The 14595-nt window shown below is 69.4% G+C and carries 13 protein-coding genes and 1 pseudogene; 7 read left to right on the top strand and 7 right to left on the bottom strand.

What is annotated here, in order from left to right:
- Positions 1-12: 12 nt before the first annotated feature.
- From KY497_RS01610 to KY497_RS01595, 4 genes are read left to right on the top strand one after another with little or no spacing between them, the layout of a single operon-like run.
- A complete protein-coding gene (locus KY497_RS01610) occupies positions 13-1194 on the top strand; it encodes a sensor histidine kinase (protein WP_055876661.1) in 1182 nt (393 codons plus the stop codon).
- Between the two features lie 8 nt (positions 1195-1202).
- Positions 1203-1937, top strand: coding sequence for a LytTR family DNA-binding domain-containing protein (locus KY497_RS01605; protein WP_055871125.1), 735 nt, complete (start codon positions 1203-1205; stop codon positions 1935-1937).
- The gene (locus KY497_RS01600) at positions 1934-2308 is read left to right on the top strand and encodes a heavy metal transporter (RefSeq protein WP_219869662.1); all 375 of its coding nucleotides are present in this window, start codon (positions 1934-1936) and stop codon (positions 2306-2308) included. Before KY497_RS01605 ends, KY497_RS01600 begins: the two co-directional genes overlap by 4 nt.
- A complete protein-coding gene (locus KY497_RS01595; RefSeq protein WP_219869661.1) occupies positions 2305-3762 on the top strand; it encodes a cation acetate symporter in 1458 nt (485 codons plus the stop codon). Before KY497_RS01600 ends, KY497_RS01595 begins: the two co-directional genes overlap by 4 nt.
- A gap of 1 nt (position 3763) precedes the next feature.
- On the opposite strand, the gene KY497_RS01590 is transcribed toward KY497_RS01595, so the two are convergent.
- From KY497_RS01590 to KY497_RS01580, 3 genes are read right to left on the bottom strand one after another with little or no spacing between them, the layout of a single operon-like run.
- On the bottom strand, positions 3764-4888 hold the full coding sequence (locus KY497_RS01590; protein WP_219869660.1) for a DUF6226 family protein: 1125 nt from the start codon (positions 4886-4888) through the stop codon (positions 3764-3766).
- 5 nt (positions 4889-4893) lie between these two features.
- Entirely contained in the window at positions 4894-5829 is a 936-nt protein-coding gene (locus tag KY497_RS01585; RefSeq protein ID WP_219869659.1) for a pirin family protein, read from the bottom strand.
- Positions 5826-6170 carry a GNAT family N-acetyltransferase gene (locus tag KY497_RS01580; protein WP_055869533.1) on the bottom strand — a complete coding sequence of 115 codons (345 nt, stop codon included), beginning with the start codon at positions 6168-6170 and terminating at the stop codon, positions 5826-5828. Before KY497_RS01580 ends, KY497_RS01585 begins: the two co-directional genes overlap by 4 nt.
- A 161-nt stretch (positions 6171-6331) precedes the next feature.
- On the opposite strand from KY497_RS01580, the gene recQ reads away from it, so the two are divergent.
- Complete coding sequence (gene recQ / locus KY497_RS01575; protein ID WP_141386544.1) at positions 6332-8380, top strand: DNA helicase RecQ; 2049 nt, start codon at positions 6332-6334, stop codon at positions 8378-8380.
- Positions 8381-8419: 39 nt separating this feature from the next.
- On the opposite strand, the gene KY497_RS16555 is transcribed toward recQ, so the two are convergent.
- The 3 genes and pseudogenes from KY497_RS16555 to KY497_RS01565 form a co-directional block, all read right to left on the bottom strand.
- Positions 8420-8692 carry a TetR family transcriptional regulator C-terminal domain-containing protein gene (locus KY497_RS16555; RefSeq protein ID WP_258185984.1) on the bottom strand — a complete coding sequence of 91 codons (273 nt, stop codon included), beginning with the start codon at positions 8690-8692 and terminating at the stop codon, positions 8420-8422.
- A gap of 193 nt (positions 8693-8885) precedes the next feature.
- Positions 8886-9134 (bottom strand): annotated as a pseudogene (locus KY497_RS16550) (TetR family transcriptional regulator); the annotation flags it as partial.
- Positions 9135-9478: 344 nt separating this feature from the next.
- Entirely contained in the window at positions 9479-10471 is a 993-nt protein-coding gene (locus KY497_RS01565) for an IS481 family transposase (RefSeq protein WP_219869658.1), read from the bottom strand.
- Between the two features lie 298 nt (positions 10472-10769).
- Here KY497_RS01565 and KY497_RS01560 point away from each other — a divergent pair, with 298 nt between their 5' ends.
- Complete coding sequence (locus KY497_RS01560) at positions 10770-12836, top strand: acyl-CoA dehydrogenase (RefSeq protein WP_218682349.1); 2067 nt, start codon at positions 10770-10772, stop codon at positions 12834-12836.
- Positions 12837-12965: 129 nt separating this feature from the next.
- Here the strand turns inward: KY497_RS01560 and KY497_RS01555 are convergent, their stop codons facing one another.
- Positions 12966-13412, bottom strand: a complete 447-nt coding sequence (locus KY497_RS01555) for a hypothetical protein (protein WP_055869560.1) — start codon at positions 13410-13412, stop codon at positions 12966-12968.
- A 125-nt stretch (positions 13413-13537) separates the two neighbouring features.
- Here KY497_RS01555 and KY497_RS01550 point away from each other — a divergent pair, with 125 nt between their 5' ends.
- On the top strand, positions 13538-14584 hold the full coding sequence (locus KY497_RS01550) for an NAD(P)-dependent alcohol dehydrogenase (RefSeq protein ID WP_219869657.1): 1047 nt from the start codon (positions 13538-13540) through the stop codon (positions 14582-14584).
- Positions 14585-14595 lie beyond the last annotated feature (11 nt).

The raw sequence follows: 14595 nt of genomic DNA, 5'->3' as shown, positions 1-14595 counted from the left end.
TAGGCTGGGACCATGACCGACGTCGTTCTCGCCGCCGTGCTGGGCGTGCTCGGCGGCATCGTCCTCTCGGTGCTCCTCCTGCTCGCACGCCGACTCGCCCGCGGAGCCGCCGACCTGGGAAGCGATGCCGAACAGGCCGCGCTCACGGCGCTGCACCAGGCGAGCCTGGCGGCACCGCACCTGCGTGCAGGGCTCTCCGCCCCCGACGTCGTGAAGGCCGCACGGCACCTGCGCGTGCTGCTCGGAAGCGCAGCGGTCGCGATCGTGAGCGCCGAGGGCACCGTGTCGTTCGACGGCCCCTCCGACGGACTGGAGTCCGCGGCACGCCGCATCGCCGCGCAGGTGAGCGCTTCCGGTCGACGGCAGGTCTTCCCGGCGCGCGGAAGGGACGGTGAGCTCGAGGCCGTCGGGGCTCCGATCCTCGTCGACGGACGCGTGGTGGGTGTCGTGGTCGCCTTCGCAGCATCCGTGCGGGCAGCGCTGGTGCGGGCGGCCGAAGAGGTCGCCGACTGGTGCGCGGCGCAGGTCGAACTCGGCGGACTCGATGCGTCGAGGACGCAGCTGGCCGAGGCTGAGCTGCGGTCGTTGCGGGCGCAGATCTCCCCGCACTTCATCTACAACGCCCTCACGGCGATCGCGTCGTTCGTGCTCACCGACCCTACGCGTGCGCGCGAGCTTGTGCTCGAGTTCGCCGACTTCACCCGCTACTCGTTCCGTCGACAGGGCGAGTTCACCACGATCGCCGAAGAGCTGGGCAGCATCCACTCCTACCTCGAGCTCGAGCGGGCCCGCTTCGGTGACCGGCTGAGGGTCACCCTGCAGATCGCGCCGGAGACGCTCGCGACGGTCATCCCGTTCCTGTCGGTGCAGCCGCTCGTCGAGAACGCGGTCCGTCATGGTCTCGAACCCGGCGTCGGGGGAGGGGAGATCCGCATCGCCTCGCGCGACGACGGCACCCACACCGAGATCACGGTCGAGGACGACGGGGTCGGCATGGACCCCGAGGGGCTGAGAGCGACCCTCACGGCGGGCGACGACGGCGTCCACGTGGGTCTGCGCAACGTCGACACCCGGCTGCGTCAGCTCTACGGCGCGGACGGAGGCCTGGTGGTGGAGACGAACACCGGCGCCGGTACCCTGGTGCGCATGCGGGTCCCGAAATCGCAGCCGCAGCACGACCCGGACAACGACTGACGTTCATGATGACCATCGCACCTCCGATCGATGTGCTCGTCGCGGACGACGAGAGACCCGCCCTGGACGAGCTGGTCCACCTGCTGCGCACCGACCCTCGCGTCGGTGAGATCCTCACGGCATCGTCGGGGGCTGAGGCACTGCGGGTGCTGTCCGAGCGGGCGGTGCGGATCGCGTTCCTCGACATCCACATGCCGGGGTTGAACGGGATGGAGCTCGCGCGCGCTCTGATGACCCTCGCCGAACCGCCGTCCGTCGTGTTCGTGACCGCCGACGAGGCCAGGGCGGTGGAGGCGTTCGAGCTGCGGGCTGCCGACTATCTGCTCAAGCCCGTGCGCCTCGAGCGGTTGCGTCAGGCGGTCGCCCGGGTCGTCGAGCTCGGCGACACCGCGGGCCTCGGCGACGACGAGGTGCTGCCGGTCACGGTCGGATCCGTCGTGCGGTTCGTGCGCCGCAGCGAGGTGCGCTGGGTGCAGGCGCAGGGAGACTACTCCCGGCTGCACACCGGCGACGGCACAGGGCATCTGGTGCGCATCCCGATCTCGGAGCTGGAGGCTCGGTGGGCGGCGGCCGGATTCCTGCGCATCCATCGCTCCTCGCTCGTGCGCACGGCCGCCGTGACCGAGGCGCGTCTGTCCGGGGCGGAGCCCGCCGTGTCGATCGGCGCGGTCTCGCTGCCGGTCAGTCGGCGTCTGGTGCCGGCGGTGCGCGATGCCCTGCTGCGTGGAGAGGGCGCCGGATGACCGAGAAGCCGAAGCGCGTGCGCGTCACGGCCGACCTGCCGGATCGGCGACCAACGACCTTCACCCGCGGCATCGCCCTGCCCGGCTCGCCCGTGGACGAGGCGGATGCCGTGTACGCCCGGGCCCTGATGCGCAGCCAGCTCCGACTCGCGCTCGGCACGGTCGCCGGGTTCGTGGTCGTCGTGATCGCGCTCACCCTGACGATCGCCCTCATCCCCGAGATCGGACAGGTCCTGGTCTGGGGCCTGCCCTTGTCGTGGTTGCTGCAGGCGTACGCGTTCTATCCGATCATCGTCGTCTTCGCGGTGCTCTACGTGCGCACGGCCGTGCGCAACGAGCGTCGGTACCGGGCGCTCCGGGACCGCGAATGAACGTGGTGCTCGATCTCATCGGCGTCGCGCTCGTCATCGTCGCGACGCTGCTCATCGGGGTCTACGGACTGCGCATCTCCCGCACCACGGGAGACTTCTTCGTGGCGTCGCGCACCGTGCGACCCGTGTGGAACGCGTCGGCGATCAGTGGCGAGTACCTCTCGGCCGGTACCTTCCTCGGGCTGTCGGGCCTCGTATTGCTCGACGGCGCCCGCGGGTTCTGGTTCCCGATCGGATACGCGGCCGGCTACCTCCTGGTCCTCGCGTTCGTGGCGGCCCCGCTCCGACGCAGCGGCGCCTACACGATCCCCGACTTCATCGAGGCGCGCCTGGAGTCGACGTCGACCCGACGTGTCACGAGCATCGCGGTGCTGGTGATCGGCTGGCTGTACATCGTGCCGCAGCTGCACGGCGCCGGTCTCACCCTGCTCGTCGTGGCGGGGCTGCCGGAATGGGTGGGAGCCGTCACCGTGGCGGTGCTCGTGGCTGCAGCGGTGGCCGCGGGCGGCATGCGCGCGATCACGTATGTGCAGGCGTTCCAGTACTGGCTCAAGCTCACCGCTCTCCTCGTGCCGGTCGTGTTCATCGCCTTCGCGCTCAGCGGCGGTCCGCACGACTTCGACCCCGCGCTGGTCTTCCCGGTCGAGGCCGGCCCCTCGGGGTTCGACGCCTACGAGACGGCCTCGCTGCTGCTTGCGCTGCTGCTGGGAACCATGGGTCTTCCCCATGTGCTGGTGCGCTTCTACACGAGTCCGACCGGGGTCTCGGCGCGACGCACGACGGTGATCGTGATCGGTATGGTCAGTGCGTTCTATGCGGTCTCGAGCACGATGGGCCTGCTGGCGCGCATCGCCGCTCCCGACCTCGCAGTGCCGGGCATCGCCGACACCGTGGTGCTGCTGCTGCCGTCCCGCGTCTTCCCCGGGGCGTTCGGCGAGCTGCTCACGGCACTGATCGTTGCCGGGGCGTTCGCGGCCTTCCTGGCGACATCGGCCGGCCTCGTGGTGTCGCTCGCCGGAGTGATCAGCCAGGACGTGTTCTCAGGATCGGTGCGCTCGTTCCGACTCTCGGCCGTGCTCTGTGCGCTGGTGCCACTCGCCGTGGCGCTGCTCACGGCCCCGGCCGGTCTCGGATCGAGTGTCGGTGTGGTGTTCGTCGTGGCGGCGTCGACGTTGTCGCCGGTCGTGCTGTTGGGGGTCTGGTGGCGAGGACTCACCGCTCGTGGGGCGGTCGCCGGGATGCTGTCCGGCGGTCTCGCCGCCGGCCTCGCGCTGCTTGTGCATGCCCTGATCGATGGCGTCGGGGCGGCGGCGCCGTACCTCGCCCAGCCCGCCGCCTGGACCATTCCCCTCGCGACGGCGGTGACCGTCGTGGTCTCGATCCTCGACCCGCGGGGCCCGTCGCCGCGCACGGAACGCTTCCTCGCGCGGGTGCATACCCCGGAGCGCGGCTGAGTCAGACCGGCTCCGCGCGCAGCGTCCAGGCCGGCCACCAGCCATCGGGGAGACGGCCGAGAACGTCGGCGGCCTCGTCGAGACGCTTCGCGGGGATCGCCGGGTCGGGCTGGCCGCCACTGGATCGTCCGCTGCCGTCGGGGGTGTGGATCCGGGTGTGCAGCCAGCGCCTCTGTCCGACGGGGAAGACCTCCCTCAACCCTCCGGCCGCGATCGCGAGAAGGGTCTGCTCCAGGTTGTCGGCCACGCTCTCGGCGGTCTCGTCGCAGGCGTCGCAGGTGCACACGGGCGCACGGTCCCGGAACAAGGCCCCGGCTTCGATGTCGACGGACTCGGCCGACACCGTGAGGGTGATCGTCGCACCCGTCGTGGGGCGCAGGCAGATCACGCGGGCCCCCGATTCGGAGACCCGTCGGTCGACGTCGACGACGTACCAGGTCGCCAGGTGCTCGACCAGCGCGTCGACGACGGACAGCACGGGGGCGAAGCGCTCAGGATGGGAGACCCGCGAGTAGGCGTCGTCCGGCGGAGAGCCACCGGCCCAGCGGGACCCGTAGTCGATGACCCGGCCGTCGTCGTCGAAGAACTCCGGGATCGCGAGGGGCGGACGTGCGAACGCCACAGGGGCGACCACGAGGTCGACGTCGACCTCGTGGTGCGCGAGGGCACTCGACTCCAGGTCGTCGCGGTCGGCCTGGGGCCAGGAGGCGAGCATCTCTCGAAACGCCTCACGCTGCTCCGGGTGCTCCACGATCGCCCGCAGCACGCCCGCGACCGGAATCGACATGGCCGAGGTACCGACCTCAGGCTCGCTCGTCATCCGCCACCTCGCCGCGGGATGCGCCACGGCTATCGCGTTCCCCAGGAACCGCGAGGCTGCCTCCGTCATCTCGGGAGCATCGAGGAGCTCGGCGTGCGCAGCGATGAAGTCCCACAGTGCGAAGAGGTCGGTCGCGAGGACGGCGGGGTCTGCATCGGAATCGCGTGCGAAGGCCGCGAAGGGCTTGAAGCCCTCCACGAACCGCGCGGGCGCGACCGACTCGACGCTCGGCCAGATCAACGTGGCGGATGCTGTGGCGCCCGGCATCGGCGCCAGAGTGCCGGGGAAGAGGTCCGACGTCGTCATCAGGATCAGATCCGGCGTCCGCGGGGCATCAACTGCACGTCGGGCAGCGGCGGAGCGGGGATTCGAATGTCGTGACCGCCGACGATGCCGAACCGTGCCGGCTCAGCAGCGGCCGACGACTCCGCCTCCCACTCCTCGCGCGCTGCGACGATCTCGTCGTGCGTGCGGCCGGCGAAGTTCCACCACATCACGATCTCGTCCTCGAACGGCTCGCCGCCGAGCAGGAACAGCAGCGCACCCTCGTCGCTCGACACCTCCACCCCATCGCGCGAGTCGCCGAGATAGAGCAGACCGTTGCGATCGAGCGGATGCTCTGCAACCACGACATCGCCCTCGACCAGCATCAGCGCGTGCTCCCAGTCGGCACGCAGCGGCAGGTGCACCCGCGAGCCGGGGGAGAGCACGATCTCGGCGCCCACGATCGGGGTGTGCACGGTGGCGGGGGAACGTACCCCGGCGAACTCGCCGAGCACGACGGTGGCCTCGGCATCCGCGCCCTCGCCCGCCGGGATCGCGAGCGCGGGCAGTGCGGTGTGCCGTTCGAATCTGGGGGCACCGTGGCGCGCGGAATCCGGGAGCACCACCCAGAACTGCAGCGCATCGAGGGGGACGGGCCCGTCGCCGATCGAGTACTCCGAGTGCGAGATCCCGTTCCCCGCGGTCATCAGGTTCAGCTGCCCACGGCGCAGGTCGGCGTCGCTGCCGAGCGAGTCGCGGTGGCGGATCTCTCCGACGAGCGGCCAGGTCACCGTCTGCAGTCCGATGTGCGGATGCGGTTCGACCCGCATCTTGGTGTCGGCGGGACCGAACCGGTCGAGGAAGCACCAGGCGCCGATCGTCGGCAGGTTGCGGTGCGGCAGTGCGCGCAGCACGTTCATGCCGCGTACCCCGCCGAGCGGCACTTCGCGGGGTTCGAGGATAAGGCGGCGCTGCCCGATCATTCCGCTCGGCCCGTCGGGTCCTCACCTGCGGATCCGGCGGGGGCGGACGGGGGCTTCGGCCAGCGGATCTCCGCGCCCGGCACCTCGTGGGTCTCGAGGTACTTCGCGATGTACGGGCACAGCGGCACGATCGCATCACCACGCTCCGCCGCATCCGCCAGAGCGGCCGATGCGAGCTTTCCCGCCAGTCCCTGCCCCTGGAATGCCGGGTCGATCTCGGTGTGGGTGAAGCGGATGGATCCGGGGCGCAGATCGAACGCCGCGAAGCCCGCGAGCACGTCGTCGGAGCGGAGCTCGTAGCGCGATTCTTCGTCGTTGCGGGTCACGGTGATGTCGGTCATCGGGTGCTCCTTCGAACGGGGTGCCTCCAACCTACGCCCGCCGGAAGCGCCCTGGTCGCTCCCGGGCGACGAGTCGGTGCGCCGTCTCCTCGGGGCACGCGACGCCCCTCGCCTGTGGAGGACGCGCCGCCCGCGTCGGCGGGGGTGGTTACGCTGGAGGGATGCCGCAGACTCCCCGTGACCCGTACGCGGATCTGCCGTACGCCGACGAGCCCTACGACGACGGGTGGGAGTCGTCCGTCCCGCCGGAGCCGATGGATTGGGAGCCGCAGGGCGCGGGCTTCGAGCCCCCGCTCGACTGGGGGCAGGGGCCGGTCACCCCGGTGGCTCCGCGGTCCGCCACGGCCGCGCCGTCGGCTGTGCGCGCCGCCGCCCCGAGTCGCTACCCGACCGCGCGCGAGGCGCTGCACACGGTCTTCGGGTACGACGAGTTCCGCGGCGATCAGGCCGACATCGTCGAGCAGGTCATCGCGGGCGGCGACGCCGTCGTGCTGATGCCGACCGGTGGCGGAAAGAGCATCACGTACCAGGTGCCGGCTCTCGTGCGCGAGGGCACCGGGCTCGTGATCAGCCCGTTGATCGCGCTCATGCACGACCAGGTCGATGCGCTGCGAGCCAACGGCGTCAACGCCGCCTATCTCAACTCCACGCAGGCCATCGATGAGCGTCGCGAGGTCGAGAGGGCGTACATCGCCGGCGAGCTCGACCTCATCTACGTCGCACCGGAGCGTCTTTCCAGCGCGCAGACCACTGCTCTTCTTCAGCGCGGAACGCTCAGCGTGATCGCGATCGACGAGGCGCACTGCGTGTCGCAGTGGGGTCACGACTTCCGCCCCGACTACCTCGCCCTGGGCGACCTGGGCGAGCGGTTCCCCGGGGTGCCGCGCATGGCTCTCACGGCCACGGCGACCGCGGCGACGCACAAGGAGATCACCGAGCGACTGCAGCTCGGCGCCGCGAAGCACTTCGTCGCGAGCTTCGACCGCCCGAACATCCAGTATCGGATCGTGCCCAAGGTCGACCCGCGCAAGCAGCTGGTCGCGTTCATCAGATCCCAGACGCCGGCGAGCGACGACGGTGCGCAGCCCGCGGGCATCGTGTACGCGCTCAGCCGCAAGTCGGTCGAGCAGACGGCGACCTACCTCGCCGCCCAGGGGCTTGATGCGCTGCCGTACCACGCGGGTCTGCCCGCCGAGGTGCGGGCGGCGAACCAGGCGCGCTTCCTTCGCGACGACGGCGTGGTCATGGTCGCCACGATCGCATTCGGCATGGGCATCGACAAGCCCGACGTGCGCTTCGTCGCGCACATCGACCTGCCGAAGTCGGTCGAGGGTTACTACCAGGAGACCGGTCGCGCTGGTCGCGACGGCGAGCCCTCGGTGGCCTGGATGGCGTACGGCCTCGGCGACGTCGTGCAGCAGCGCAGGCTCATCGACCAGAGCCCCGGCGACCGCACGTTCAAGATGCGGATGGGCCAGCACCTCGACGCCATGCTCGCCCTGTGCGAGACCGTGGAGTGCCGACGCCAGAACCTTCTCGGCTATTTCGGGCAGGAGTCGCAGCCGTGCGGCAACTGCGACACGTGCCTGGAAGACACCGAGACGTTCGACGGTCTCGTCCCCGCGCAGAAGCTGCTCTCGACGATCGTGCGGCTCAAGCGCGAGCGCAATCAGGCGTTCGGCGCCGGGCATCTGATCGACATCCTCCGCGGGGCCTCGACCGAGCGCATCCGGCAGCAGGGCCACGACAAGCTCGCGACCTACGGCATCGGCAACGACCTCTCCGACCAGGACTGGCGAAGTGTCGTGCGGCAGCTCCTCGCTCGCGGCATCGTGGTCGCGCAGGGAGACTACGGCACTCTCGCGCCCGGAGAGCAGGCGGCCGGTGTGCTCCGAGGGGAGACCGCCGTGCCGTTGCGCAAGGACACGATCGGGCGCCCCACCTCCTCCGGCCGTGCTCGCAAGGCCAGCGCCGCCGACGCCTTGGACGCGGGGGATCGCGGACTCTTCGAAGCGCTGCGCGCCTGGCGGGCCGAGACGGCGCGCGAGCAGGGCGTGCCCGCGTACATCGTCTTCGGCGATGCCACCCTCCGTGCGCTCGCCGAGCATCGTCCGGCCTCCCTCGCCGACCTCGACGGCATCACCGGCATCGGGGCGAAGAAGCGCGAGGCCTACGGCGAGGGCGTGCTGGCGGTCATCGCCGCCGCCTGATCCGACGCGGAGTCAGCGCTTGATCCGAGGCCGCAGCACTCAGCGCGGAGGCAGCACGTCGTCGAGGTGGGCGCGCAGGTGCGTGGCGATGTCGAGCCGCTCCCTGTCGTACAGCCACTGGTACTGCAGTCCGTCCCACATCGCGATGAGCCACGTGGCTTCGTGCACCGGGTCGCGATCCGCCGGCAGGTCGCCGTCGACCTGGGCGAGGCGGAAGAGCTCGGTGAAGTACTCCAGCGCGTTCGCGAACCGCGTCGCGAAGTAGTCGTGCGCGGGGTGGGCGGCGGGGACCGCCTCGCAGGAGCACCGCATACACCTCGATCAGGCCCGGCTCATCCTGCGCGCTCCGCGCGGCGCCATCGGGGATGCTGCGGAGCACTTCTCCGGCGGACGCTGCGCCGGAGAACCCCTGGTTCTCGTTGATGGCGCTGTCCCGTTCGGTGAGGACGGCGCTGAGCAGCAGCTCCTTCGACGGGTAGTGGTGCAGCAGGGTCGACTTCGACACCCCGACCGCGGTGGCGATGTCCTGCAGGCTGGTGTCGCCGTAGCCGTCGCGTGCGAACAGGCGCGTCGCATCGGCGAGGATCTGCGTGCGGCGGCGACGGCCGACCGCATAACCGGGTTCGGTGTCCGGCGTCGCCGTCGTGCGCAGCTCGGGCAGGGGGCCGGCCGCGTCCGCGTCGGATGAGGGGTCGTCGTCGGGATCGCGCCATGCGACCGGCAGCGCCCAGAGGTTCTCGCGTTCCTCGAGCATCTCGACCACGTCGACTCGATCCGGAAGGTACTGCGAGAGCAGTTGCAGGCCGTCCCACCCGGCCGTATGCCTAACGGTCTCGCCGTCGACGTCGCGATCAGCCGCGATGACTCTGTGGTACTTCGCGTCTTCCAGGACGTCGACGCTCAGCGAGCGCAGCCGGCAGTAGCGCTCACGCATCCGCGCGTGCGCGGGGTGACCGGCGGCCGAGGCCTCGCCGGTGAGCGCCGCGAACAGCTCGAGGTAGCCCGGAGTGCGTGCGTTTCGCTCGGCGATGCTGGAGAAGACCAGCTCGCCGGGTTCGACAGCCGCCGCGATCGCGCTGAACACGCTCTCGTTGTCGGCTAGGTGTGATGTCCAGGGACGTTGTTGAGTCTGCTGATGGGTGCGGCTCCGACTGCGGAGTGGTGCCTGTGATGATTGTAGGTGTGTAGCCAGGCGGGTAGCGCGGCTCGGCGTTCGGATTCTGATCCGTAGAAGCGTGCGTAGGCCCAGCCGTCGGCGAGGGTGCGATGGAACCGCTCGATCTTGCCATTGGTCTGTGGACGATAGGGGCGGGTGCGCTTGTGTCGGACGCCGAGCAGGGTGCAGGCATCTCGCCATGCGTAGGAGCGATAGGCCGACCCGTTGTCGGATAAGACGCGCTCGACTGTGACGCCGCGATCTGCGAACCAGGCGACAGCGCGTTCAAGGACACCGATCGCCGTGACGGCTTTCTCGTCGGCGCAGATCTCGGCGTAGGCAACGCGGGAGTAGTCATCGATAACGGTATGGACGAATGCGGTGCCGATGTTCGGGTGACCTTTGCTGGTTCTTCCCGTGCGGAGAGCCGTCGTCGCCTTGTGTTTGTCTCCTTGCTGCTTGCCGACGAACCGCCAGCCACCACCATCGGGGATGCTGCCGAATTTGGTCACGTCGACGTGAATCATCGATCCGGGACGGGGATGCTCGTATCGGCGGATGGGTTCGCCGGTAACCCGATCGATATGACTGAGTCTGTTGATCCGCGCGCGCACCAGTACCGCATGAACAGTCGAGGTCGGGAGGCCGAGCTCCGCGGCGATCTGCGCCGGGCCGAGCCGGCGTCGCCACCGTGCCTTCACGATCCGTTTGACCAGCTCGGGAGGGGTCTTGGTCGGCATCGATCGCGGCCGGCTGGATCTGTCGAGCATCCCTGCTGCCCCCTCGACGCGGAACCTGGCGGCCCACTTCCGCGCCGTAGGCGGCGAGGTCATGAACATCTTCGCCGCGACAGTGGCGGACCAATGCTCTTCGACAATGAGCTTGGCCAGCCGCAAACGAGCGCGCGGGGTCAGAGCAGCGTTAGCGTGGGACATGAAGGCCTCCTGTGTTGCGTGAGCGGTTTCTAGACAGCTCCACTCTCGCAACCGGAGGCCTTCACCCCTCAGAAATCACGAGCGATTCACGCAACAACGTCCCTGGACATCACAGCTAGGCGCCGCACCGCCGCCCGCGACGCCCGAAGCGGTCCCGCCAGTCCGGACTGTGGTCTGACGACAACGCGGCGGCGAGATGTGCCCGTCGGGCGTTGGAGGATGTGGACAGGGCAGTTCGTCTCTGGTTGTGGCAGACCTACCATGGCTGTAATCCCACTTCCCTCTGAGAGGAACGCACATGGTCGACGCCGCCGTCCGTCCGAAGACGACTCGCACCTCCACCGACACCGCGGATGCGAACCTGCACATCGATGTCGCCCGCGTCAACGACGCCCTGATGGGCACGTGGGGAGACGTACGTCGCCAGGCCCGCGAGATGATCAAGGACTCGGCGTTCTGGCGCAAGGATGAGCTCGGCAAGGACGAGCACCGCGAGCGCGTGCTCAGCCAGCTGCACCTCCTGGTCGAGAACAAGGCCGTGCACCGCGCGTTCCCCAAGTCGCTCGGCGGCGAGGAGAACAACGGCGCGAACATCGCGGGCTTCGAGGAGCTGGTGGTGGCCGACCCCAGCCTGCAGATCAAGTCGGGCGTGCAGTGGGGACTCTTCGGCTCCGCGATCCTTCAGCTCGGCACCGAGCAACACCACGCGAAGTGGCTTCCCGGTGTGATGGACCTCTCGATCCCTGGCGCCTTCGCGATGACCGAGATCGGCCACGGCTCCGACGTCGCGGCCGTCGGTACGACCGCGACGTACGATCCGGCGACGGAGGAGTTCGTGATCAACACCCCGTTCCGCGGGGCGACGAAGGAGTACCTCGGCAACGCGGCGCTGCACGGCGTCGCGGCGACCGTCTTCGCGCAGCTGATCACGAACGGCGTCAACCACGGCGTTCACTGCTTCTATGTGCCGCTGCGCGGCGAGGACGGCGTCGACCTTCCCGGCATCGGCCGCGAGGACGACGGCCTCAAGGGCGGACTCAACGGCATCGACAACGGGCGCCTCTCGTTCGACCATGTGCGCATCCCGCGCACCAACCTGCTCAACCGCTACGGCGACGTCGCAGCGGACGGCACGTACTCCAGCGCGATCGACAGCCCCGGCCGCCGCTTCTTCACGATGCTCGGCACCCTGGTGCAGGGACGTGTGTCGCTCGACGGTGCGGCATCCTGGGCCTCGGCGCTCGGCCTGCACATCGCGATCACCTACGCCACCCAGCGCCGCCAGTTCGACGGTGCGGACGGGCAGGAGGTCGTGCTCATGGACTACGGCAAGCACCAGCGCCGTCTGCTCCCGCGCCTGGCGACCACGTACGCGCAGATCTTCGCGCACGACGAGTTCCTGCAGAAGTTCGACGGCGTCTTCTCCGGCCGCACCGACACCCCGGCCGACCGTGAAGACCTCGAGACCCTGGCCGCCGCCCTCAAGCCGCTGTCGACCTGGCACGCGCTCGACACGCTGCAGGAGGCCCGCGAGGCTACCGGTGGCGCCGGCTTCATGTTCGAGAACCGTCTGGTCGGACTCCGCGCCGACCTCGACATCTACGTCACCTTCGAGGGCGACAACAACGTGCTGCTGCAGCTCGTCGGCAAGCGTCTGCTGACCGACTACGCCAAGCAGTTCCAGGGCAAGGATGCGGCGGCGCTCGCGAAGTTCGCCGTCGGCATGACCGCGGGCAAGCTGTTCCACGGCGCCGGGCTCCGCCAGCTCGGTCAGGCCGTCTCCGACTTCGGTCAGGTGAGCCGCTCGGTCGAGCGGGGTCTGCGTGAGGAGCAGCAGCACGACCTGCTCGCCGGACGCGTGCAGCAGATGGTGGCCGACATCGCCTCCCGCCTGCGCCCCGGTGCGAAGGACAAGGCCCTCGGTGCCCGCCTGTTCAACGAGAACCAGGCCGAGCTCATCGAGGCGGCCCGCGCGCACGGCGAGCTGCTGCAGTGGGAGGCGTTCACCGACGCCGTCCACCAGATCGACGATGAGGACACGCGGAAGGTGCTCACCTGGCTGCGCGACCTCTTCGGCCTGCAGCTCATCGAGAAGCATCTCGCCTGGCACCTGATCAACGGACGCCTGTCGACGCAGCGCGCTGCGGCCGTGTCGAGTTACATCGACCGCCTGTGCGCTCGTCTTCGTCCGTATGCGCTCGACCTCGTGAACGCGTTCGGCTACGAGCCCGAGCACGTGCGCGCGCCCATCGCCAGCGGCCTGGAGAAGCAGCGTCAGGATGAGGCCCGCGCCTACTACGCCGACCTCGCAGCGACCGGTCAGGCGCCGATCCAGGAGAAGGCGCTGAAGAAGAAGCAGCGCTGACCGCCTGCGGTTCAGCCCGGACCTGATCCACCTGTCGGGAGTTCGTGACGAGCGCACGGCGAATCCGCGCGATTCTCCCGACAGGTGCGCATCCTCCCGACAGGTGTTCGGGGAGATGCGGATCGGGTGTCAGGGTGCCGCGGTGAGATCCACTCCGCGTTCGGTGGCCAGGGCCTGGAGCTTCTGCGCCGCGTCGGTCTCGACGCACACGCACGCCTGCAGACCCGCCTCGTCTTCGTCGCGCAGGAGGTAGTAGCTGTCGGTGTCGGTCAGCTGCACGCCGCCGGCGTCGAAGAACAGCCAGCGCACGCGCACGAGCACGAGCCGGTCGGAGAGATCGCGACGCTCGAGCAGTTCGAATCCGACGGAGGCCAGGCCCAGCCGCTGGTAGATCGGATAGGAATGCCGCAGACCGTCGATCATGGCGTCGCGGGATTCGAGCACACCGGAGGAGCGGTCGTTCACGATCGTCCCCGGCGTCGACCACAGACTCGCCGCGGTCTCGGCATCGAATGCGGTCAGGCTGTCCGCATAGCGGGTGAGGTACCGGGAGATCGTGTCGTCGGAGGTGGTCATGGCGTGAGCCTAAGCGTGACCGAGCGGAGCGCACCCGGCCTTGACAATCGTCGATTCGGCCGGGACGGCCGATTCTCATCCGGTGCTGGGTAGTCTCGGCAGGTACCCGATCCGAGGAGTCCGAGATGTCTGCTGTGAACGCCTATGCCGCACCCCGTGAAGGGGCCCCGCTGGAGAAGACCGTCATCGAGCGACGCGAGCTCGGCCCGCTCGACGTGCTGATCGACATCGCGTTCGCGGGTATCTGCCACTCCGACATCCATACCGTGCGCGGCGACTGGGGGCCTCAGCAATACCCGCTCGCTCCCGGCCACGAGATCACCGGCACCGTCGCCGCGGTCGGCGAGGGCGTCACCCGGCATGCCGTCGGCGATCGCGTCGGCGTCGGATGCCTGGTGAACTCGTGCGGTGAGTGCCGCAACTGCCTGCGGGGGGAGGAGCAGTTCTGCACCCAGGGGGCCGTCCTCACCTATGGCAGCACGGATCGTGACGGCACCGTCACGCAGGGCGGATACTCCGAGCAGGTCGTGGTCACCGAAGCGTTCGTCCTGAAGATCCCCGACGCGCTGCCCCTGGATGCCGCAGCTCCCCTGCTGTGCGCTGGCATCACGACATACTCACCGCTGCGGCACTGGAACGTCGGACCGGGCACCCGCGTCGCCGTCGTGGGACTCGGGGGCCTCGGGCACATGGGCGTGCAGATCGCGCACGCACTCGGTGCCGAGGTGACCGTGCTCTCGCAGACCCTGAGCAAGAAGGACGACGGGCTGCGGCTCGGCGCCGACCACTATCACGCGACGAGCGACCAGGAGACCTTCCGTGAGCTGCGGTCGTCGTTCGACGTGATCCTCAACACCGTCAGCGCGGTGATCGATCTGCGCTCCTATCTGAGCCTGCTCGACGTCGGCGGCGCCATGGTGTGCGTCGGAGCTCCCGGCGAACCGCTCTCGGTCGGGGTGATGTCGCTGATCGGCGGCCGTCGCTCGCTCGCCGGCAGCAACATCGGCGGCATCCAGGAGACGCAGGAGATGCTCGATTTCTGCGCCGAGCACGGTATCGCCGCCGAGATCGAGACCATCCCCGCTTCCGACATCAACGCCGCCTACGAGCGCGTGCTCGCATCCGACGTGCGGTACCGGTTCGTCATCGACGCGGCGACCTTCGGCTCCTGACATCGCGGCCG

The organism is Microbacterium sp. PAMC22086, assembly GCF_019443525.1.
In the GTDB taxonomy this organism is placed as follows: Bacteria; Actinomycetota; Actinomycetes; order Actinomycetales; family Microbacteriaceae; genus Microbacterium; species Microbacterium maritypicum.
The sequence above is the reverse complement of the archived record's forward strand: the minus strand, read 5'-3'. Positions and strand labels throughout refer to the sequence as shown.